At 40.7% G+C, this 20,822-nt stretch carries 21 protein-coding genes and 2 pseudogenes; 22 read left to right on the top strand and 1 reads right to left on the bottom strand.

Annotated elements, in window-relative coordinates; translation table 11 throughout:
* Positions 1 to 94: 94 nt before the first annotated feature.
* The 19 genes and pseudogenes from DXB73_RS13895 (at position 95) to DXB73_RS13800 (ending at position 17,554) form a co-directional block, all read left to right on the top strand.
* Complete coding sequence (locus tag DXB73_RS13895; RefSeq protein WP_118691523.1) at positions 95 to 580, top strand: hypothetical protein; 486 nt, start codon at positions 95 to 97, stop codon at positions 578 to 580.
* 56 nt (positions 581 to 636) lie between these two features.
* Positions 637 to 822, top strand: coding sequence for a hypothetical protein (locus tag DXB73_RS13890; protein WP_118691522.1), 186 nt, complete (start codon positions 637 to 639; stop codon positions 820 to 822).
* 43 nt (positions 823 to 865) lie between these two features.
* Entirely contained in the window at positions 866 to 1,153 is a 288-nt protein-coding gene (locus DXB73_RS13885) for a hypothetical protein (protein ID WP_118691521.1), read from the top strand.
* A 351-nt stretch (positions 1,154 to 1,504) separates the two neighbouring features.
* Complete coding sequence (locus DXB73_RS13875; protein ID WP_118691520.1) at positions 1,505 to 2,089, top strand: GNAT family N-acetyltransferase; 585 nt, start codon at positions 1,505 to 1,507, stop codon at positions 2,087 to 2,089.
* An 81-nt stretch (positions 2,090 to 2,170) separates the two neighbouring features.
* Positions 2,171 to 2,578: a hypothetical protein gene (locus DXB73_RS14735; RefSeq protein ID WP_207665878.1), complete on the top strand. Its 408-nt coding sequence runs from the start codon at positions 2,171 to 2,173 to the stop codon at positions 2,576 to 2,578.
* A 172-nt stretch (positions 2,579 to 2,750) separates the two neighbouring features.
* Positions 2,751 to 2,981 (top strand): hypothetical protein, encoded by a 231-nt coding sequence (locus DXB73_RS13865; protein WP_243104155.1) that lies wholly within the window; start codon positions 2,751 to 2,753, stop codon positions 2,979 to 2,981.
* 130 nt (positions 2,982 to 3,111) lie between these two features.
* The gene (locus DXB73_RS13860) at positions 3,112 to 4,959 is read left to right on the top strand and encodes an acyltransferase family protein (protein WP_118691519.1); all 1,848 of its coding nucleotides are present in this window, start codon (positions 3,112 to 3,114) and stop codon (positions 4,957 to 4,959) included.
* 26 nt (positions 4,960 to 4,985) lie between these two features.
* A complete protein-coding gene (locus tag DXB73_RS13855; protein WP_118691518.1) occupies positions 4,986 to 5,591 on the top strand; it encodes a sigma-70 family RNA polymerase sigma factor in 606 nt (201 codons plus the stop codon).
* 51 nt (positions 5,592 to 5,642) lie between these two features.
* Positions 5,643 to 6,539 carry a DUF4300 family protein gene (locus DXB73_RS13850; protein WP_118691517.1) on the top strand — a complete coding sequence of 299 codons (897 nt, stop codon included), beginning with the start codon at positions 5,643 to 5,645 and terminating at the stop codon, positions 6,537 to 6,539.
* Between the two features lie 45 nt (positions 6,540 to 6,584).
* Positions 6,585 to 7,481: an RsiV family protein gene (locus DXB73_RS13845; RefSeq protein WP_182448362.1), complete on the top strand. Its 897-nt coding sequence runs from the start codon at positions 6,585 to 6,587 to the stop codon at positions 7,479 to 7,481.
* Between the two features lie 261 nt (positions 7,482 to 7,742).
* Positions 7,743 to 7,914: pseudogene (locus DXB73_RS13840) on the top strand (DDE-type integrase/transposase/recombinase); the annotation flags it as partial.
* 180 nt (positions 7,915 to 8,094) lie between these two features.
* Positions 8,095 to 8,937, top strand: coding sequence for an endo alpha-1,4 polygalactosaminidase (locus tag DXB73_RS13835; RefSeq protein ID WP_347559554.1), 843 nt, complete (start codon positions 8,095 to 8,097; stop codon positions 8,935 to 8,937).
* A gap of 93 nt (positions 8,938 to 9,030) precedes the next feature.
* On the top strand, positions 9,031 to 10,242 hold the full coding sequence (locus tag DXB73_RS13830; protein WP_182448515.1) for a nucleotidyltransferase family protein: 1,212 nt from the start codon (positions 9,031 to 9,033) through the stop codon (positions 10,240 to 10,242).
* Positions 10,243 to 10,370: 128 nt separating this feature from the next.
* A complete protein-coding gene (locus tag DXB73_RS13825; RefSeq protein ID WP_182448360.1) occupies positions 10,371 to 13,262 on the top strand; it encodes an InlB B-repeat-containing protein in 2,892 nt (963 codons plus the stop codon).
* Between the two features lie 279 nt (positions 13,263 to 13,541).
* Positions 13,542 to 14,366: a leucine-rich repeat protein gene (locus DXB73_RS13820; protein WP_118691512.1), complete on the top strand. Its 825-nt coding sequence runs from the start codon at positions 13,542 to 13,544 to the stop codon at positions 14,364 to 14,366.
* A 32-nt stretch (positions 14,367 to 14,398) separates the two neighbouring features.
* Positions 14,399 to 15,196 (top strand): hypothetical protein, encoded by a 798-nt coding sequence (locus tag DXB73_RS13815; protein ID WP_118691511.1) that lies wholly within the window; start codon positions 14,399 to 14,401, stop codon positions 15,194 to 15,196.
* A complete protein-coding gene (locus DXB73_RS13810) occupies positions 15,197 to 15,454 on the top strand; it encodes a PqqD family protein (protein ID WP_118691510.1) in 258 nt (85 codons plus the stop codon).
* Positions 15,451 to 15,900, top strand: coding sequence for a hypothetical protein (locus DXB73_RS13805; RefSeq protein WP_118691509.1), 450 nt, complete (start codon positions 15,451 to 15,453; stop codon positions 15,898 to 15,900). The genes DXB73_RS13810 and DXB73_RS13805 overlap by 4 nt, the downstream gene beginning before the upstream one ends.
* Before the next feature lie 22 nt (positions 15,901 to 15,922).
* The gene (locus tag DXB73_RS13800; RefSeq protein WP_118691508.1) at positions 15,923 to 17,554 is read left to right on the top strand and encodes an ABC transporter ATP-binding protein; all 1,632 of its coding nucleotides are present in this window, start codon (positions 15,923 to 15,925) and stop codon (positions 17,552 to 17,554) included.
* A 96-nt stretch (positions 17,555 to 17,650) separates the two neighbouring features.
* Here the strand turns inward: DXB73_RS13800 and DXB73_RS13795 are convergent.
* Positions 17,651 to 17,797: pseudogene (locus tag DXB73_RS13795) on the bottom strand (winged helix-turn-helix transcriptional regulator); the annotation flags it as partial.
* Positions 17,798 to 17,927: 130 nt separating this feature from the next.
* Here DXB73_RS13795 and DXB73_RS13790 point away from each other — a divergent pair.
* The 3 genes from DXB73_RS13790 to DXB73_RS13780 all read left to right on the top strand — a co-directional run.
* On the top strand, positions 17,928 to 18,116 hold the full coding sequence (locus DXB73_RS13790; protein ID WP_182448359.1) for a hypothetical protein: 189 nt from the start codon (positions 17,928 to 17,930) through the stop codon (positions 18,114 to 18,116).
* Between the two features lie 101 nt (positions 18,117 to 18,217).
* Positions 18,218 to 18,868: a TetR/AcrR family transcriptional regulator gene (locus DXB73_RS13785; RefSeq protein ID WP_118691506.1), complete on the top strand. Its 651-nt coding sequence runs from the start codon at positions 18,218 to 18,220 to the stop codon at positions 18,866 to 18,868.
* A gap of 56 nt (positions 18,869 to 18,924) precedes the next feature.
* The coding region (locus DXB73_RS13780) for an RNA-binding protein (protein WP_243104713.1) at positions 18,925 to 20,822 on the top strand (1,898 nt) is incomplete at its 3' end.

Raw genomic sequence — 20,822 nt, 5'->3', positions numbered from 1 at the left:
GAAATGCTCATAGCTATGGTTTATTCGCTGAGATAAAAAGGTTGAGAAACCTTGAATTTTCAATAAAAAACACTTGATTATATGAGGAGGCAAAATGGTATTAAATTTTTATCCATGGACTATAGATATTTCAGATGAAGTGATATATTTAGAAGATTCTATTTCGTTTGAAACAAATGCAGACAATATGGAGAAGTTTAAATCCGTATTAACAAATGAACAAATTGGTTTTTTTGAAAAACTAGGAATTGATATAAGTAACCTCAGCGTAGACTACCATTTATATAATTCGACTGAAATATTTGAAACTAGATTTTTGCTAAAAGGAAAATTTATATCTTTACCATCGTCGCAAGTGAAAACTTATTTAGATATCGAATTTTTAAATGATTCCATATTAAAAAATATAAAAACAACAGATGTTAGCGAAGAAGATATGGCTAAAAACCATATTGAAAATATGCAGTTTTCTTTTAAACATCCAATAATATATAGCAACAAAAAAATATACAAAAAATGGGATTGCGGATATATTTTTTGTGTGGTAATATTGAAAGTACAATATCTCCACAAACGTTGATATGTATTTTAATAAAGATTTGCAAAGATGATAATTGTTTTCAAGGAGACTAAAAAATGAGCAAACAAAAAATAGGTGGCGTGGCTTTAATGATTTTTGGAATAATCGTATTGCTTTATGTAAAAATATTTCCCTCTTTCATAACATTTTTCAGGGGAAACATCTGGAAAATCGCACTTATATTTATGGGGATTTTGTTTGTACTTTTGGGTGTTTTTAATCTTGTTCATAAAGAAAATTAGTTTCTAATAATTTAAGACAATATAAAAGCGGTTCAAATCAAATTTGCCGAAGATAGAATATACAAAAGCCATAATAATAGGTATTGCATTAAAAAACGAACTGCAATACCTATTGTTTTATATTCAAGAATCAACAATATTGTTTTTATATACTGTTTTAAATTATGAGGGTAGATCAACCACGGATATTGATTTTATGTTAAGAAGAATGTCAAATGATGTAGCCTTGCAGCATAAAGGAACGCCATATGAGAAAGATAGTATGAAACAAATAAAAGCATTTGATCAGAATGAATATTTGGGGATGTGGTTGTTGAAGGAAAATGCATAGAAATAGCATGTTTACATCAATTTGAGAACTGGCCGTTTATAATGTGCGGGTTCTGGAATGTATTCGGTCAACCAGTAATAAAAAAATCAGAAGCATTTCAATCAGTTCACCATGTCGGTTTTATTTTGTGTTATACTGTTTTATAGATTTTTCTTGCCCTTGTATTTTCCCTTATCAGAGTTCGTAAACTTATATGGGAAGATATAACACAAGGGAAACAATAATGGAAAGCTCACCTGCGATAAATCCAGTGTTTTCAAGGACTTGCGGAGAATTTGATAACAAAATATAACAGTTATTAAATCTCTTAGAACAGGTGAAATCTCAATCGAAATTGGTGGAGGAATATCCATGATAAAAGTGGAAAATAAATCAAGGAAAGAAATTGCAGACATTGGCAGAAGAATCGGTGAGGCATTTGCTGATGAAAAAGCCGGAACTGTTACGATGCTCACAAGAGAGCAAACAATAAAAGGCTTTGAGATTATGACGGAATGGTTTTACAGAGCAGGAACTCTGTATACCACATCGGAAATAGGAGAGGGATATCTTGCTTATTGGAGTAAGAGGGCAAAACCTTCAATGGGTCCGACCTTACATATGATCAAGCGACTTTTATGCGAGTTACCGCTTAAGGCACTGATAGCTATGGCACAAAGCGGAGACGAACAGTATGCGAAGATTTTCAAAAAAGAGCATGACTATATTGCAGTATCCATGGTTGTTGTCCTGCGAGAATTTCAGGGGAAAGGATATATGCGCAAGATTTTGGAGCAACCTTTTGCCGAGGCGGACACAAAGGATATTCCCTGTATTCTGGATACTGATACGCCGTTAAAAGTAAAAAAATATACTCGATGTGGAATGGAACTATGTGGCGAGAAAAAAATGAAAAATGGCATTTCACTGTATACGATGGCGTATAATAAAAATTAATATGGATAGTGGAAATGAAATGTTTCAAATGTTGGATGAACTAAGATGATAATTCTAAGTTGTAAAGGTGGAATATTGGCATTGGATTATGTAAAAAAGTATCCAGAAAAAGTAAACTCTATTATTATCATTGGAACTCCTTATGATATACCCAAAGTTCTTTTCAAAATACAAAGTATGATATTTCACTTCATGCCAGACTCACAATTTAATGATATGGGCTGTTCAAAAAAAGATTTTATTACTTTAGTAAACTCAATGAGCAATCACAATATAAAAAACGGTTTGGATAAAATTAATTGCAAAAGCCTAATATTGTGCGGAAGTAAAGATAAAGCGAATATGAAAAGTGCTAACCTCATGGGAAGAATCTTTAACTATTTTGAATTCACTTTTTCTTATACTCTGACTAATTTGTTTAGATCTGTTGATCGCATTGATAGAGGTTCTTCATGTCGATGCAAATTATATTTTGGGCGTGGAATCTGACAATGCTGGAAATAACTCGATAGATGCAAGGCTGCGGGAATTGCCGGAATCACAGAGACAGTATTTTACAACGGTGTTTTTGACAATGCTGGCAAATTATCCGGCAGCTGCGTAAGGAGGAACAAATTATGGCGAAAAGGAATTACCAATTACGCTTGAAGAACAGATAGACATGATGAAAAAGGAGGACATTCGCACGATTACATTTGACAAGGGATATGATGTTGTGCTGAATATGGCGGATGGAGCAATAGGATATCTTGAAGACGATGGGGAAAATCATAAGATTTTTTCTGTCATTGCGAAAGCATTAAAAAATGGTGGAAAGCACTTTATGGATATCATAAATGGAAGTGTATTTGAAAATCACAATGGGAGGCATTTGCTTTCCTTTTTTACGTAATAATGCATCATAATGAAGCTGGTTGTCTTCTAAAAAAAAATAATAAAAATGTAACCTTTTGCTTCAAATTGCTGTCATAATATATAGCGCGCAAAAAAAAGCCTTATTGCAGTAGGAAGGAAGCAGGAAAATGAAGGAGCAAAAGAAAAAACGCCGCATAGAAGGGATGGATGCGTTAAGGGGTTTTGCTATATTGGGAGTTGTCCTTTACCATGTAATGCCGGGGCGGTTTCCGGGCGGCTTTCTCGGAGTCAATATGTTTTTAGTGCTGTCCGGCTATCTGATCTATAAAACATCCGTATGGGACCTGGAACATGGGGAATATGCAGCAGGCAGATTTTATAAAAAACGTTGCATAAGGATTTATCCTCCTCTGCTCATTATGATCGTTGCAGTGTGGGGCATTCTGGCGGTCAGTATGCCGGAGGTGGCAAAGGGCAGGGGCGGTGAAGTTTTAAGCATTGTTGGGGGATATAATAATTTCTGGCAGATCCGGCAGAATGCATCTTATTTTGCAAGGATGAGCCAGCAGTCACCATACACACATCTGTGGGCGATTGCCATAGAAATGCAGTTTTATCTTATGTGGCCGCTGTTGTTTTGGCTTCTTCGTAAACTGAAGAAGCATACATCCATGACGGCTGCGAGAACAGCTGTGCTTGTTCTGGTGATTCTTGGTGGACTTCGTATGAGCATTGTCTATCGTCCGACAGAGGATGTATCAAGGCTTTATTATGGGACAGATACAAGAATATATGCCCTGTTTTTGGGAATGTTTATTGCAATGATTCAGAAGGATGTGATATCTTTTGTACAAAGAAGGCTGCCGTTATGGTTTATAAACAGCCTGACAGCAGCAGGGCTCGTGGTGATGACGGGAGCCTATTTCATAGCGGAAGGGCAGATGCCGTATATATACCAAGGGGGAATGTTTGCAGATGGAATACTTTGTGCACTGATTCTTTTGCTGATTTCAGTGGGAAGTATGGGGAAATGGCTAGACAAAAGTCCCTTTGCTTTAGTAGGAAGAATAAGTTATGAGCTTTATCTGTGGATGTATCCGATCATTTTTCTGTTTGGGTATTATAAGAAAAACTTTGGCCCGGTATCCTGGTGTGTACAGATCATACTGATGGTTTTTGCGGCATCTGCGATGCATGGACTGATGGTATTTTTTCAATATAAGAAAAAACAGAACCCGAAGGGGGATGGTGTTGTCATAGGTTATACCAGCACTGGATTCTCTGTAGCCTGTATTGTACTGGCTGTTTGTGTGATCACTACACATCAGCTGCCGGGGGACGCTGTGAAGGATACTGTCGTAAAAGCACAGGCAATGTCACAGCAACAACACAGGAGGATTGCTGACGAGGTAAAAGCTTCAAAAGAGAAAGCACCGGCCGCCGGGAAAGTGGAAAAAATGAAAAAGGCTCCCTTAGAGAAAACGGATCAAGATGACAATGCCAGCATCCGTGGGCAGAGTATTACCGCAATTGGTGATTCCGTTCTACTTGGTGCTTCCAAGGAAGTAAAGAAAAAGCTACCGGACTGTATGATTGATGCCAAGGTATCCAGACAGGTTATTCAGTCGAAGGATATTGTTAAAGACCTGAAATCAAAAGGAAAATTAGGAGATACGGTCGTGCTTGCTCTGGGAACGAACGGAACCTTTTCCGATGCTGTCGGCAGAGAGCTGATTCGTGCGATTGGAAAGGACCGGAAGATCTATTGGGTCACAGCCTTCGGGGAGCATTTGCAGTGGCAGGAAGAGGCTAATCACCAGATCCGATCCATGGCAGAGCAATACAAAAATGTGCAGATTATTGACTGGGCATCTCTTGCAGAAGGGCACCCAAAGTGGTTTGTATCCGATGGAGTACATCTGACCTCTTCCGGATGCAAAGCCTATGCAAAACTATATTATGATGCAATAGACAAAAACAGCCAGAAATGCATTGTAAAGAATCAGGAGGAATAGACCTGCGGTAGTAAAAGGAGGAAAAAATGGCAGAATCATCATACTATTCAAAGGGGGAACAAATGGCATGGGATGACCGGGAGATTATTGCGCAATTTTTGTGCCGTGATGAGGCTGCCATTAAAAATACTGTGGACAAGTATGAAAGATATTGCAGCTCCATCGCCTATCGTATTTTAGGAAATGGAGAGGATGTCAGGGAGTGCTTGAATGATACCTGGCTGAAGCTGTGGGAGTCCATTCCGCCGACAGTACCTGAGATTTTGTCGGCATATGTGGGAAAAATAACCAGAAATCTGGCAATCAACCGATATGATCATCTGCATGCCGGAAAACGCTGTGGGGACAGTGTGGATCAGCCGTTGGAGGAATTAAAGGAGTGTGCATCGTTGGCACATGATAATGTGAGAGAGGAAATGGACCGGAAGGATCTGGAGGAAGCAATCAACCGGTATCTGGACGGACTGCCGTCAAAAAAACGACAGATCTTTGTCCGAAGGTATTTTTATCTGGATGAGATATACCAGATTGCAGAGCATTTTCATATGACGGAGTCCGCAGTCAAGGTGGGATTGCACCGTATGCGGAAGTCCTTAAAGATACATTTGCAAAAGGAAGGATATCATATTTAGAAACAAGCCTGTGAAAAAATCAGGGCTGAATTAAGAAATGAGGTAATAGTTATGTCAAAGAAAAAGATATTGTGTTATGTTTTATTGACTGCAATGTTAGTCAGTATGTTTGCGGCAGGAGAGGTGTCTGTGGCGGCAGAACAACAGAAGCCGGCATATTCCAATCTTGCAGATGCAAAGTCACGAAAAGAAGTAAGGAGTGCCCTTTTGTCAGCGGGAATCTCTGCCAAAACAGCGGATGCCTGGCTGAAGGATGTTGTAAGCTACAATAAAACCATCAAAAATACCAGTCTGGTAAAAAAAAGCTTCAGAAAGATGGGAAAAAAGCCACCGGTATATAATGAAAACCGGATCAGTAAGCTCTGGCTGAAGAAAAATAAACTGTTTATCGGTTATAACTGCAGGATTACTGCCTATGATCTGATGAAGGACTATATTAAGGTCGGCAATACCAGAAAAGCGAATCCGTCGCAGCTGTTTATGGATCAGGATGCGTTAAAGAATGCACCGACTAAGAAGTTTTCAGGAAAGCAGAGAAAAGCATTTGAGAGTATATTCTCTACGGTGCAGACGAAATATACGAAGAATGTGGCAACACATGCAGCTATTTGGGCAAAGGATTGGAAAAACAAAAAGATTTCTGTTTCCGGCAAGACAAAGGCAACTCTGATCAGCGTCGTTTTGCATTCCAGTTTCAGCAAAACGGAAAATGAACTGTTTGTGGGTCATACCGGTGTGCTGGTGCCGACAAAGAATCATAAATATCTGTTTATTGAAAAGCTGTCATTCCAACTTCCTTATCAGGTAACCCGTTTTGAAAGCAAAAAACAGCTGAATGATTATCTGATGGGAATGTATGACACGGAATGGGGGCAGGATACGGCAAAGCCATTTATTATGGAAAATACAAAGCTGATGAAGGAATATCATGCAGTGTCTGACCGATAGAACGGATAGTAACGAATTTTCAAATGCATGGAATGGAGGAATCAGATGAGCCGAAGAATCAAAAATACAATCAGCAGCAAGGAACTGCTGCAGGCAATGGGAGGAATACGGGACTGCTATGTGAAGGAGGCAGATTATGCTGCTTGTGCTGCTACGAGGAAACAACCTCACAGATGGTATGTTGCTGCCGGCATGGCAGCCATGCTAGCATTGAGTATTCTGCTTCCAAATCTTAATAAAGCAACGGCTTATGCCATGCAGAGCCTGCCGGTGATAGGAGAATACTTTAAGCTGGTTACATTCCGGGAATACCGGTTTGATGATGGAAGGCATAGCGCAGACGTAAAATGGAATAAAATCTATGCAGATAGGGCAGGGATGGATGACTCCGAGGAAACCGGAAAACAGGCGCGCAAATCAGTCAAAGAGATCAATGCGCAGATGGAGCAAAAGACCGAGAAGCTGCTCAAAGAATTTAAGAAGCAGGTCGGGGCGTTGGGCTACTCCTCTCTGACCGTGGATAGCAAGGTGGTCACGAACTCTTCGAAATATTATTGTGTTATGCTGTCTGCGTTTTCCTCCCAGGCAGATGGATACCAGGCGGATGCCTTCTATACGATAGAAAAGAGTACCGGAAACCTGCTGGAATTATCGAATCTGTTCCCGGAGAATGCGGATTATGTAGATGTACTTACGGCACAGATCAAGAAACAGATGCGCCAAAATATGAAAAAGGATGAAAATAATGTGTATTTTCTGGATACAGATACACCGGTAGCATTGTTTGACAAGATTGATGAAAACCAACAGTTTTATATCAATGGAAAAGATGAAATAGTGATCTGCTTTGCAGAGGGGGATGTAGCACCGGCTTCCATGGGAACACTACGTTTTGTTATCCCGCAAAAAGTGGTGAAAGAACTTCAAAAAAATAAACGATGATTCCTATAGGGGGATAGGAGTTGTGATAAAAATCTGTAGGAGGGTATAGCCTGTTTTTATCCGTCATAAGTTGTATGGAACGATAATGAAAGGTAATTGAGAAAAATTCTTAGTTACCTTTTTATTTTGTTTATAGGAGCAGACTAAAGCAGTATCACATTACGATTGAGCGCATTGATACAGAAATATAAGAGCATTTAGGCAATGAAAAGGAACTTTGAGCTAGTAAGTAATCAATAAAGTTGCGGTTGTTAGCAATATGCGGAATTGGCTATCCAGACATTACAGATTGCCCTTGACAGAAATCCTGTAAAAGGAGAAATTATTTTGCATAGTGATCAGGGTTCACAATATACCTCCAGAGCCTTCACAGAATTTTGTGAAGAAAAAGGGATTCGGCAAAGCAGGATGTCCTTATGATAATTCTCCGATGATTTTTTTTAGTGTAAATGTTACAAAAATGCTTGACCATCTCAGGCACAGAGATTGCAGTGTCAGAAAGAACGAAGTGGATGGTTTAAGTTAAGGAGGTTCAATTAGTTCACCATATCACATTTATTCTGTGTTATACTGTGTTATAGATTTGGAAACTATTGAAAGGGGATGAGTGTCATTGAGCAGGAAAAAAATCAAGCAGATGGGAGCCGTGGCTTTACTAGTTATTCTGATGTTTATTATGGGATGCTTTTTTATAAAAGACGATAAAGTAAAAACATTAGAGAAAAATGATTATGGGGTGTTTCTGAATGCGGACGCCTCATCTTTGGAACGCTTTAAAAGATATGATCTGATTGTAATTGATGCGCAATATTTTACAAAAAAGGATATCGAATCGCTCCATCAAAATGGAACAAAGGTATATACGTATCTAAATATTGGATCTGTTGAAAACTTCAGGGAATATTATAAAACTTACGAGAAGTTTACAATTGGCAAGTATGAGCATTGGGATGAAGAAAAATGGGTGGATGTGTCTGTCCCGGCATGGCAGAAGTTTATAGAACAGCTTTCTAAGAAACTATTTGAAAAAGGTGTTGACGGTTTTTTTATAGACAATTGTGATGTATATTATTATGCTCCGCGCAAAAGTATTTTTGAGGGTCTTACAGCGATTTTGCAAAACATTATGACATTAAAAAAAGCGGTCATCATCAATGGTGGGGATACATATGTAACGGAATATAGAGAACGCTATGGGGCTGTTGATCATATTATGACAGGTGTAAACCAGGAATCTGTGTGGAGCGGTATCGATTTTGATAAAGGGACATTTAATGAGCAAACAAGGGAAACACGGGAGTATTACAGCAAATATTTGGAAGCTTGCAAAGCAGACGGAATGGAAGTATATTTGTTGGAATATACAACCGACGAAAAACTGATCCAAAAAATAAAAAAATACTGTAAGGAGAAGAACTTCCATTTTTATATTTCTAATTCTCTAGAACTTCAATAATGGTTATACAACAAGTAATCCAAAGATAATACTCTTATTTATCATATGGGTGGGTATATACTGAGAAAAATATTGTTGATGGAGGAGAAAAGGATGGAGCAAGAAATTAGAAACGCGGACCTTTCAGATATGATGTGTGATCTGCTTTATCTGTTAGGGTGTGGTGTTAATGAGAAAATGCCTGCGAAGGCTTATATCAAGACATTTCAGGAAGCATACGACGAAGACAAAATGCAGATGATGTATCGATTTAGCAAGGCTCATTTTGTGGAAGCACTTACCGGAACCGTGCTGAAAAAGGCTGGCGTGAAGCTTCCGACAGAGTGGGAACAGAGTATTGCCAAAGCAATCCGTAAAGTAATCTTATTCGATCGGGAACGTGCAGAGATTTTTTCTTATATGGATGAGCAGAGAATCTGGCATATGCCATTAAAGGGCGTGATATTAAAAGAGTTTTATCCGTCCATCGGCATGCGGCAGATGTCGGACAATGACATTTTGTTTGATAAAGACTATGCGAAGCAGATCCGGGATTACATGATAAGCCGCGGTTATGAGGTCGAAGTTTTTGAGCAGGGAAATCATGATGTCTATGAAAAAGAACCGGTTTATAATTTTGAAATGCATACTTCACTTTACGGAGCGGGTCATCACAATGAGTGGATAAGCTATTATGACAGGATCAAAGACCGTCTGCGTCCGAAAGGAAATCGATCCGAGTATCGCTTTACGGATGAGGATTTCTATGTATATATTATGACGCATATGTTCAAGCACTTTGATGGAAGCGGTACAGGAATCCGTTCTCTATTAGATCAATATGTGTATTTGAATCGGCTGGAAGATTCCCTTGATTTTCCTTATATTGACAAGCAGTGTGAGATCCTTGGTATTGCAGATTTTGAAAAAGAAAATAGGGATCTTTGCAAGAAAGTGTTCCGAATGAATGATATCCTCGCAGAAGAAGGGACGGAAAGATTTCGTCACGCTCTTACGCCGGAAGAGAGTAAGCTGCTTTATTATTATATAACTTCCGGAGCATATGGTACGACAGAGCGCAGAGTAGTAAACAGCATGTCTCAGCATCGGAAAAAAGATGGAAGTATTTCAAAAGCTGCTTATATAATAAAACGACTGTTTCCGGGAAAAGAGCAGTATGATTATTGCCCGGTACTGAAAAGAAATCACTGGCTTCTGCCGTTTTACTGGGTGTACCGGGCTGTCCGGATGATTTTCAGTAAGGAGAGGAGAAGCAGGACATTCCAAGAAATAACTATTGTGAAAAAAATCCGGCAGGATCAGTAGGGAAAGTGTTGAATAATAATGGACAAATGATGAGCGAATGATGATCATTTTCCCACAATCCGATATTGACAAGACGATAATCTTTCAGTATGATTGAGACAGCGAGTATCACGGGAAGGGAGGAAGATATGAAACAAAGAAAACGAGGAATAAGGCGGATGTTTGCCGGAGCCATGGCGGTTCTTATGGTGCTGTCAGCAGTGAATGTGAGCGGCTGGGGCGTGATGAATGCGAAGGCGGAGGAGACTGCAGTGCAGGTAAATGATAGTGCTGGAAAGACTGAACAGCAATCCACGGAAGAGGAAGAGTGTAAGCATGAGGGGGTTGAAATAACTTTCAACAACAACGGTTTCGGAAACTGCCCGAAATGTAATGCAACCGTATATCAGCCAGCTGTTGAAACAACTGACAAATATGATATTGACGATGACAGCACGAAAGACACCGTATACGAAATCAGCAACGCCGGTCAGCTGTACTGGTTTGCAGGACTTGTAAACGGTACTCTTGATGGTGTTAAACAAAACACATTAGCCAATGCAGTTCTGACAGCCAACATCACAGTAAATGAAAATCTTCTTGATTCCTTACAATACGATGCAGAGGGCAACGTTTCCAACGGAAGTGATTTTATAAGCTGGACTCCGATTGCAGATTGTATGGAAGATCATATAACACAGTATTCAGGAACGTTTGACGGAAATAATAAAACCGTAAGTGGTTTATACTTTAATGATAATTCAACACGTATTGGATTATTCGGAAGTTCAGAAGCTGATGGTAACATAAAAAATGTTGGAGTTGTTGATTCCTATTTCAAGGGGAATGATTTTGTGGGCGGTGTGTGTGGACGCAATGACGGCACAATCACAAACTGTTATAATGCAGGGAATCTTACCACTATTAAGTCATCTGCTACTATAGGCGGTATATGTGGATACAATAGTGGCACAGTCACAAACTGTTATAACACAGGAACTGTTACCGCTACCGGCCAAGTAGCTTCTGTAGGTGGTGTGTGTGGCTGTAGTATTGCACCAATTTCAAACTGTTATAACATAGGAACTGTTACTGCTACTAGCTCAGATGCTGATATAAGCGGTATATGTGGATACTATTTTGGGCCAATCAAAAATTGCTATTACCTCGCAGACACAGAAGATGAAAATGGCGGCAAAACCGCCGCACAATTCGCAAGCGGTGAAGTTGCGTATCTCCTGTCACAAGGTTGTACAGTAGGTGAAGGTGAAGATGCCGTAACTTACAGTGGCTCTGTATGGGGACAGGAACTTGGCGAAAATGGTGATACATATCCTGTTCTGAAAAAGGCAGGGGATGCCAAGAATACAGTATATCGGAATGAAACATATCCAGGTTGTGAAGGTAATCCTGGTGATCTGGTCTATTCGTATTCAAATACACAGAAAGCCCCGGCTTATGCTGAGCACACCGATGAAGATTTAGATGGCAAATGCGATATTTGTAAGCTGGATTTTAAAACATTTGAACAGCTTGGACTGCTGATTGCCAAAGTAAATAAGAATTTAAGTGATGGAAAGTACGCAGATGTGCAGTACACAACGGCATCCATTGATAACTTACGAACGGCTCTTGTGGCTGCAGGCGCTATTACAGAGGCTTCTTCTGATACAGATGTTGCAACAGCCTTTGATAAGCTGCTTGCAGCGTCTACAGTAGGTGCAGATGGACTTATCAAGGCAGACCATAATATTGTCATATCATTTGCGGATGCGGATGCGGATGCTAAAAGAGGCATAGCATCAGGAAATGGATGGTATGCAAACGGCGATACCGTTACCCTTAAAGTAACACCAAGTGTAGGATACATTTTCAGCAAATGGACCCAAGATAAAGCAGGCAATACATCTGTAGGAACAGAGAGTACATATACCTTTACGTTAGGAGATGACAGTCCGGATGCATATTATGCATGGCTTGATGAAGTAAAATATACAGTGACATGTGAAAGCGTTGAAGGTGGAACTGGTATAGCGAGTGAAGGACGGTATGTATATGGACAGAAAGCAACAGTGACAGCAACAGCGAATGATAACTATGAATTTGTAGGCTGGAAGGATAGTTACGGAACAACGGTAAGTACGGATGCTGTTTACAACTTCACAGTGATTGGTGATGCGACATTGACACCGGAATTTGTCAAGGTTAAAACAGATGAAGGAGCAGATATAGCTTATGTGACAGTAAGTTTCTACCATCAGTCAGGAAAGCTTTTGGACAGCCGGAAGGTTGTTTCCGGCGAAGGAAAGATCACCGCTACAGTAAATGCACCGACAAAGGTAGGCTTTGACTTCCTTGGATGGTCTGCAAAGGCAAGCGGTGCAACAGCAGAAGATGTGGTTGATTTTGAAACTGCAACCTTTAGTGAGAATACCAGTCTTTATCCGGTGTTTAAGGCACAGGCTATTACTTATACATTGACAGTAGTAGGTTTACAGACAGAGCAAAAGGCTCCACAGTCTAGTGTTACGGTTACTGCAGATCCGATTGACGGTAAACAGTTTGTGGGCTGGAAGGATGCCAATGGCAATATCGTAAGCTACGACAGCACATATACTTTCATCATCACCGGAGACACCACACTTTCGGCATATTATGAGCAGGCAGACAGTGAGGTAGTGAAAGAGCCGACGATAACAATAGCGCAACCAACCTACGAGGATATTACCGGTGGATATAAGATGGCATTTTATTTCAACTATACGGTTCCGGAGGACTGTAAGTTGGTAGATATTGGTATTATCAGAAAGAAGGGTGATTATAAGGCAGATGGAATTACCCTTGAAACAGATGGCGTGTCACAGTATTCCGTGTTATCTAAGCTGGGCAGCGAAGGACAGTTCTATTATACAAAATCAAATTATTATGGAACTGGACATACAGTTACGGGATATATGATATATGAGAAGAATGGAATCCGATATACAGTATATAGTGATTCCATATATGGTGTAAAGAATAACAAGTACAGCGAAAATTAAGTTTAAGTGAAAGGAAGGACAAAGAAATGAAAGAAGCTTATGAAGTAGCAGAAATGGAAATTATTGAATTTGAAACAGAAGATGTGATTACTACCAGTGGCGGTGGTCAGATTGGTGGCGGTGATGAAGGCTTCGGAGACTAAGAATACCATTATTCAGGGGGCGGCGGTGCAAACCGCCGCTTTTTCCAAATAACAGAGAAGCTATTTAAATTATTTAGCACAGTAACGGGTATTTATAAATGGCTGTCATTATCAACCAGTACAGAGGAGATTGATTGTGAAGATAAAAAATATGATTTTAACAGCAGTATGTATTTGCTTCCTTTGCCTGTTTGGAAGTGTACAGGTGTATGCGACAGAATATTATGGAAATTTTCAATACGAAGATAATGGAGAAAACGTATCAATTTATGCATATAATGGAAGCGACAAAGAGGTTACCATTCCTGCCTATATTAACGACAAGGCGGTAACAGAAATCAATGATTATGCATTTTTATTATGTAATTCGGTAGAGAAGATCATCGTACCATCTACAGTTACGACAATTCATGCAAATGCATTTTCTGGTGCCGGAAATCTAAAGAGTGTGGTACTTGCTTCCTCAGATACCCAAATCGAGGATTCCAATGGGAATACGGATAAGAAGGACACAGATGAAAACGGAAACAATAATAGTCAAAGCAACAACACAGGGGATTCGACCAGCTCAAAGGATAATAAGACCGATACAAAGAATACAGGAGGTAACAGTACCTCGACAGCTAATGTTACACCACAGTATAAAGTGACTGTAGATTCCTCTGTAGATACAGCCGCAGAGGAAAAGAAACTTGCGGAGCAGTACAAGAAAGAAAACAAGACAGATGACGGCGCTACAGTACAAAATCGTGGTACAGAAAAGCAGAGTGGTGGCACAGAGATTGCAGGAATTGACGAGGGCATAGATGCCGACGAAAATACCATCGGCTCAAATGCAGATACAGCCTCCGAAAAATCACATAGTATTCCGGTGCGGGGAATTATATTGATAGTAATTGCGGCAGCGATTGCAGTGACAGGAATGGCTTTATTTATCCGGAAGAAAAAGAAACAGAAGTAGAATTATAATTTGAATGCAATCAGAGGTCGCATATGAAGAACTTTACAATCCGTCTGGCAGGACAGTATTTTACCATCTGTCCTGTCTGTGATTATATCAGAGAATATTGCAAAGATTATATGGTGGCAGATGTTCAAAGGGGTACAGCTACAGAAACTAGTGGAGCTGTGTCACCGGTTTATTTCACGATTGCCACCACGCAGTCCGATATCGACTTTGAGCGTGAGAAATCCGCCAGAGAAGATATCAAAGAGGGCATTCCTATCAGGCATTTTTCCGATGCCTACTTAGAGACACTTGCGGTCTATCGCAAGATTGCAGACCGCCTTTTATCCTGTGATACTCTGCTTTTTCATGGCTCGGTCATTGCAGTAGATGGCGAAGGCTATCTTTTTACAGCGAAAAGCGGTACCGGCAAGTCCACTCACACACGACTGTGGAGAGAGTATTTCGGGGAGCGTGCCGTCTTGGTAAACGATGACAAGCCGCTTCTTCATATCACAGACTCCGGCATGACCGCATATGGTACACCCTGGGATGGCAAGCACAGACTAAGCACGAATATTGCAGTACCGCTAAAGGGCATCTGCATATTGACAAGAGATACCACAAATCATATCGAACCGGCAGAGCCACATGCCGCATATCCGATGATTGTCCAGCAGACGAACCGCAGCTTATCAGCGGACGGAATGAAGCAGACACTTTCCCTTATAGATAGGATGCTTAATGTAATGCCGGTCTACCGGCTTGGCTGCAACATGGATATCGAGGCTGCAAAGGTTGCTTATGAAGGAATGAATAGACTTAAGAAACAGGAGGAATCATAGATGAGATTAAAAGATACATTTATCACACACGACAGCGATGGAGAGCAGGTACTAATTGATGTAACCAGCTCCTTTGCCGGACTTGTCAGAAGCAACAAGTCAGCGGCTTTTATTGTGGAGTGCCTGAAAACAGATAGTACCAAAGAGCAGATTGTTGAGGCAATGTATGAAAAGTACGATGCTCCGAAGGATGTGCTGCAAAAGGATGTGGAGTCAATTGTGGAGAAGCTGCGTGGCATTGGAGCGATAGAGGAATGACCAGATTATCTTATGAGGAATATCTACGTAAATTCCATACTCTCACATACAAAAATGTAGGAGTGAGTATGCTGCCGCTGTTAAAGCAGGGACGGGACTCTTTCACGGTGCGTGAGGTGAAGCAGGGCGAAAGCTGTAAGCTATGGGATGTCGTGTTGTATAAAAGAGGCACAGACCAGTATGTGCTTCACAGAATTATCAAGGTATATGAAGATTTCTATGATATCCTTGGTGATAACTGCATTGGGATAGAGAGTGGAATCCCTAAAATAGATGTTATTGGTGTGATGACAGACTTTGCCCACAAAGGGAAGCAGTACAAGACCGATGACATAAGATACCGATTGTATGTGTGGCTGTGGTGCAGACCATATAAGCTGCGGATATTTTTGAAGAAAATCAGAATGAGATTACAATCTGTTTTGAGAAAAAAGAGAGAAAAATGAATCGAAGTTGGTGTGATTATTTATGAAAAAAACGAACAAATCCGCCCTGCACTTTATCAACGAGGTCGCAGGCAAAAGCAGATTATATATCATATTCCTGCTGTTTTTGCAGATGGTACTTGGCATCAGCAGTGTTTTTTATGCTCTGCTCCTGCGTGGACTGATTGATGGGGCAGTGGCACATGACAGCTCCAAAATGATTACCTATTGTGTCCTCTTTGCGGCACTTGAGGTGGGGCAGATTGCACTCCGGGCAGTTCTTCGGTTCTTAGAAGAATACGCTAAGGCAACCTATGAGAATACATTCAAAAGCAGGCTGTTTGCAGGGCTTCTTACACACAATTATGGAGCAGTCACCGCAATCCATTCTGGTGAGTGGATGAACCGCCTGACATCAGATACTGTTGTCGTGTCAGAGGGGCTTGCCACGATTGTGCCGGGCGTAGCCGGAATGGTAACGAAGATGGCAGGAGCACTTGTGGTAATCCTTATTATGGAACCGAGGTTTGCCTATATCCTTGTGCCGGGTGGAATACTTCTGGTGCTGCTTACTTATATTTTCAGAAAGCAGTTAAAAAAGCTGCACAAGCAGATGCAGGAAAAGGATGGATTTGTCCGTATCTTCTTGCAGGAGCATCTTGGCAGTCTGATGATCGTCAAAGCATTTGGCAAGGAAGCGGATAGTCTTACTGAGGCGGAAAGCCATATGAGCGAGCACAAGAAAGCCCGCATGCGTAAGAATCATTTTTCTAATGTGTGCAATATCGGCTTTGGAGCAGTTATGAACGGAGCTTATGTGCTTGGAGCAGTCTATGGAGCTTTTAGTATCTATGGTGGCACTATGACCTACGGTACATTTATGGCGATGCTTCAGCTTATCAGCCAGATACAGAATCCGTTTGCCAATATCACAGGCTATCTGCCGAAGTATTTCGCTATGCTTGCGAGTGCGGAGAGGCTGATGGAGATTGAGGCGTATGCTGAGGATGAAGTAAAATATATTCCGTATAACAGCACTTTCGGCTTGTCGCATGTGGATTTTACATACCTTCCGCCGGTCATTACCGAGGGAGACACGATCATGCCAATCGTATTAAAGGATTACAGCCTTATGATACGAAAGAGCGAGTTTGTGGCATTTACCGGTCCGAGTGGCTGTGGCAAAAGTACTGTGTTAAAGCTTATGATGGGCTTGTATGCAGTGGATGACGGAGAAGTGTATGGCTGTGACCGTTCCATGTTTGCCTATGTTCCACAGGGCAATCAGCTTATGAGTGGAAGTATCCGGGATATCATTACATTTTCAGATAAGAACAGAGCAGGAGATGAAGCAGGCATTCACAGAGCTCTACAGATTGCCTGTGCGGATGGCTTTATCGCAGAACTGGAGCATGGGATTGATACGTTGCTTGGAGAGCGTGGCTTGGGACTATCCGAAGGACAGATGCAGAGGCTTGCGATTGCAAGGGCAATTTATTCCGACCGACCGGTACTTCTTCTGGATGAAGCTACAAGTGCACTGGATGCCGGAACGGAAGAAGCAGTTCTTGGGAATCTTCGCAGCATGACGGATAAGACAGTGATCATTGTAACTCACCGTCCGGCTGCACTTAAGCTGTGTGACAGGCAGGTTGCATTTGGGGAAGAAAAGTAACGGTGAATCAGATGTGTCTTATCGAAGCTGGATTGTGAAAATTGTCCGGCAATAACAAAAGAGTGGAAAATAGTGATTGATAAGAGAAAGGTGAGATCATGAAATTTCACTCTTTTTTTTATATGCATTTCCCCATTCAACCATAGAATCAAGAATCGGTTTAGGGGTTTTGCCTAAATCACTTAAGGCATATTCTACATGGGGAGGAACTTCAGGATATACAGTTCGTGTAATGATACCATCTCAGACTGAGTCTTGACCAGGCAATTGTTCCGGAAAGTTTTGGTGACAGAGCAGTAGGCATACAAGCGGATATGGCGGAGAGTATAAAAGATATTGTGGAGGAAGTGAAACGTAAGCTATTATGACGCATATGTTCAAACACTTTGATGGAAGCGGTACAGGGATCCGTTCTCTATTGGATCAATATGTGTATTTGAATCGGCTGGAAGATTCCCTTGATTTTCCTTATATTGACAAGCAGTGTGAGATCCTTGGTACCGCAGATTTTGAAAAAGAAAATAGGGATCTTTGCAAGAAAGTGTTGAATTATAATGGATAAATGATGAGCGAATGATAATCATTTTCCCCCTATCCGATATTGACAAGACAATAATCTTTCAGTATGATTGAGACAGCGAGTATCACGGAAAGGATTATTTTATGAATGAGACACAGATAAAAAGTAGTATGAAGGATAACAGACGAAAAGCAATTATCAATGCTGCGTTTCAAATTTTTGTAGAGAAGAAAATTGAGCCGGTCAGCATGGGAGAGATTGCAGAGGCGGCAGGAGTAGGACGTGCGACATTATTCCGCTATTATCCGAATAAGCTGGAGTTAGTGATCGCGGTGTGTGCTGCCAAATGGAAAGAGTATCTGGATGCACTGGATGCGAAGCGTCCGCTTACATCGATTGGAGATATTCCGGCAATTGATAGGTTTACTTTCACGCTGGATAGTTATATCGAAATGTACCAGCATCACAAGGATTTATTGCAGTATAATGACAATTTCAACCATTATGTCACCCATGAGAAAGTAGAGGAGAAACAGCTTGAGGAGTTTCATGCATCCCTTTATTCGGTCGATACGAGACTGGAATGGATGTATGAGAAGGCAAAGGAGGATCACACATTTCGTACGGATATTCCGAAGGAGGAATTTTTTCGTGTGACAGTGCATACAATGATGACGGTTTGTACGTACTGTGCCAGCGGATTTATCTGGGGATCAGAGGACAACAAGGATTATACCCCGGAGTTACGCAGGATTAAGGAAATGATCTTAAATTATGCGAAAATCTCTGAATGACAGAATCTTCTAAACGAAGAATTTCGAGAGTACATCGCAGGGAAAGGGAGGAAGATATGAAACAAAGAAAACGAGGAATAAGGCGGATGTTTGCCGGAGCCATGGCGGCTCTTATGATGCTGTCAGTGGTGGATGTCAGCGGCTGGGGCGTGATGAATGCGAAGGCGGAGGAGACTGCGGAAATTACTTTGGCAGAAAATGCCCCTCAGTATCTGTATGTAGGCGATGGCACTACTATAGCAGTTATTTGGGATGGAAAACTTCAAGACGATGGAAAAGATAATAAGAATACAATATATCAGGGAAATGGTTGGTATTATGACGGTGAAGAGAATCAGTTGGTACTGCAAGGTGTGTCTATTACTAATTTGAGTTGCGATAGGGATCTTTCGATTCTGTTATCAGGAACCAATAACGTGGAGCAGTATATTCAAATTGAACCGGGAAATAGTGAGAATGAGCATACTTTGACAATAAAGAGTGATAATAACGGAAGTCTGAATTGTGAAAGTATCCTTGCAGGAAGCACAAGGAAGCCACGTAACCTAAGTATAATGGGAGCAACGGTGGAAACTTCCGAGATCAGATGTCATGGGAGTTTAGCGATTGAAAATAGTCATATTGCTGTGAACAATAATCAAATTAATGATGCAATTTTGGGTAATACAGTAAGTATAAAGGATAGTTATGTTAAAGCTAAGAGTACCGAGGATATGGCGGGGGCAATTTCATCAAAGAATGGAATTACCATATCAGGCAGTCAGATTCTGGCGGAAATTGGTAAAACATATGAAGCATATCCAGAAGATTCTGTAATAAAAAATGTTGATAGTAGCAACTCTGTCATCACAAAGCAATGGAAAGACTATGAGAAGAAAGTTAATGTAACGAAAACATATGTATATGGTAAAGCCACTTTAAAAGAAGATTTAACGATTGCAAGTGGGGAAAGCATTGAATTTGAGAGTGGTGCGAGTATTACTAATCCGGAGAAACTCACTTTGGCAGATGGTGCGAGCCTTTTGGTAGATGGAGAAGAGCATACACATAACAAAGACGGTGATGTTACATACACTTGGAAAGATGACAAAGAACATATAAAAAATGTGGCATGCAAGGACTGCCCGATCGGATATGTGACGAAAGAAACGGAATCTCACAGCATTGGCGAGAATGGTTTCTGTGCCTGTAATGAGGTATACCAGCCGGCAGAGCTTACCACAGACAAGTATGATATAGATGGGGACGATAGCAAGGATGCGGTTTATGAGATCAGTAATGCAGGTCAGCTTTACTGGTTTGCAGGACTTGTAAATGGTACACTTTCGAGTGTGACGCAGAAGACATCAGCAAATGCAGTCCTGACAGCGGATATTGTTGTGAATAAAAATGTTCTGAAGTCGGATGGAACAGTAAATGAGGGAACATTCAAGGAATGGACACCGATTGGAAATACTTGTAATGGTTCGTATAGTCCATACACTGGTATATTTGAAGGTCAAAACCACACAATCAGTGGATTGTATTTTAAGCAAGAGAATACATCTGAGGTAGGCTTCTTTGGTTATAACGGAGGTAAGATTTCAAATGTAGGAATTTTAAATTCTTATTTCTGTGGTTTTAGCCGGGTTGGAGGCGTGTGTGGATATAATAGTTCAACAATTACCAATTGTTATAATAAAGGCGTAGTTGATGGAACAGCAGATGGTGCCAGTTCTTTTGGAGGTGTGTGTGGATGCAATTTAGGAATCCTTACAAACTGCTATAACACAGGGATTATTAAAGGTCAATCATTTGTAGGAGGAGTGAGCGGAGATAATAACAAAACAATTACAAACTGCTATAACACCGGGATTGTCAGTGGCCAATCATATGTAGGAGGAATTGACGGAGATAATAGCGGAACAATTACAAACTGTAATAACGAAGGCAAAGTCAGTGGAACAGAAGATTC

The organism is Clostridium sp. OM05-6BH (genome assembly GCF_003481635.1).
Taxonomy (GTDB): domain Bacteria; phylum Bacillota; class Clostridia; order Lachnospirales; family Lachnospiraceae; genus Butyribacter.
Note: the sequence above shows the minus strand (reverse complement) of the source record. Positions and strands in the feature narration are given on the sequence as shown.

Excerpts from the sequence above, each read along its gene's own strand:
- DXB73_RS13895 (WP_118691523.1), top strand. The coding sequence starts at position 95 with ATGGTATTAAATTTTTATCCATGGACTATAGATATTTCAGATGAAGTG.
- DXB73_RS13890 (WP_118691522.1), top strand. The coding sequence starts at position 637 with ATGAGCAAACAAAAAATAGGTGGCGTGGCTTTAATGATTTTTGGAATA.
- DXB73_RS13875 (WP_118691520.1), top strand. The coding sequence starts at position 1,505 with ATGATAAAAGTGGAAAATAAATCAAGGAAAGAAATTGCAGACATTGGC.
- DXB73_RS13865 (WP_243104155.1), top strand. The coding sequence starts at position 2,751 with ATGATGAAAAAGGAGGACATTCGCACGATTACATTTGACAAGGGATAT.
- DXB73_RS13860 (WP_118691519.1), top strand. The coding sequence starts at position 3,112 with ATGAAGGAGCAAAAGAAAAAACGCCGCATAGAAGGGATGGATGCGTTA.
- DXB73_RS13855 (WP_118691518.1), top strand. The coding sequence starts at position 4,986 with ATGGCAGAATCATCATACTATTCAAAGGGGGAACAAATGGCATGGGAT.
- DXB73_RS13850 (WP_118691517.1), top strand. The coding sequence starts at position 5,643 with ATGTCAAAGAAAAAGATATTGTGTTATGTTTTATTGACTGCAATGTTA.
- DXB73_RS13845 (WP_182448362.1), top strand. The coding sequence starts at position 6,585 with ATGAGCCGAAGAATCAAAAATACAATCAGCAGCAAGGAACTGCTGCAG.
- DXB73_RS13830 (WP_182448515.1), top strand. The coding sequence starts at position 9,031 with ATGGAGCAAGAAATTAGAAACGCGGACCTTTCAGATATGATGTGTGAT.
- DXB73_RS13825 (WP_182448360.1), top strand. The coding sequence starts at position 10,371 with ATGAAACAAAGAAAACGAGGAATAAGGCGGATGTTTGCCGGAGCCATG.
- DXB73_RS13815 (WP_118691511.1), top strand. The coding sequence starts at position 14,399 with ATGAAGAACTTTACAATCCGTCTGGCAGGACAGTATTTTACCATCTGT.
- DXB73_RS13810 (WP_118691510.1), top strand. The coding sequence starts at position 15,197 with ATGAGATTAAAAGATACATTTATCACACACGACAGCGATGGAGAGCAG.
- DXB73_RS13805 (WP_118691509.1), top strand. The coding sequence starts at position 15,451 with ATGACCAGATTATCTTATGAGGAATATCTACGTAAATTCCATACTCTC.
- DXB73_RS13800 (WP_118691508.1), top strand. The coding sequence starts at position 15,923 with ATGAAAAAAACGAACAAATCCGCCCTGCACTTTATCAACGAGGTCGCA.
- DXB73_RS13790 (WP_182448359.1), top strand. The coding sequence starts at position 17,928 with ATGTTCAAACACTTTGATGGAAGCGGTACAGGGATCCGTTCTCTATTG.
- DXB73_RS13785 (WP_118691506.1), top strand. The coding sequence starts at position 18,218 with ATGAATGAGACACAGATAAAAAGTAGTATGAAGGATAACAGACGAAAA.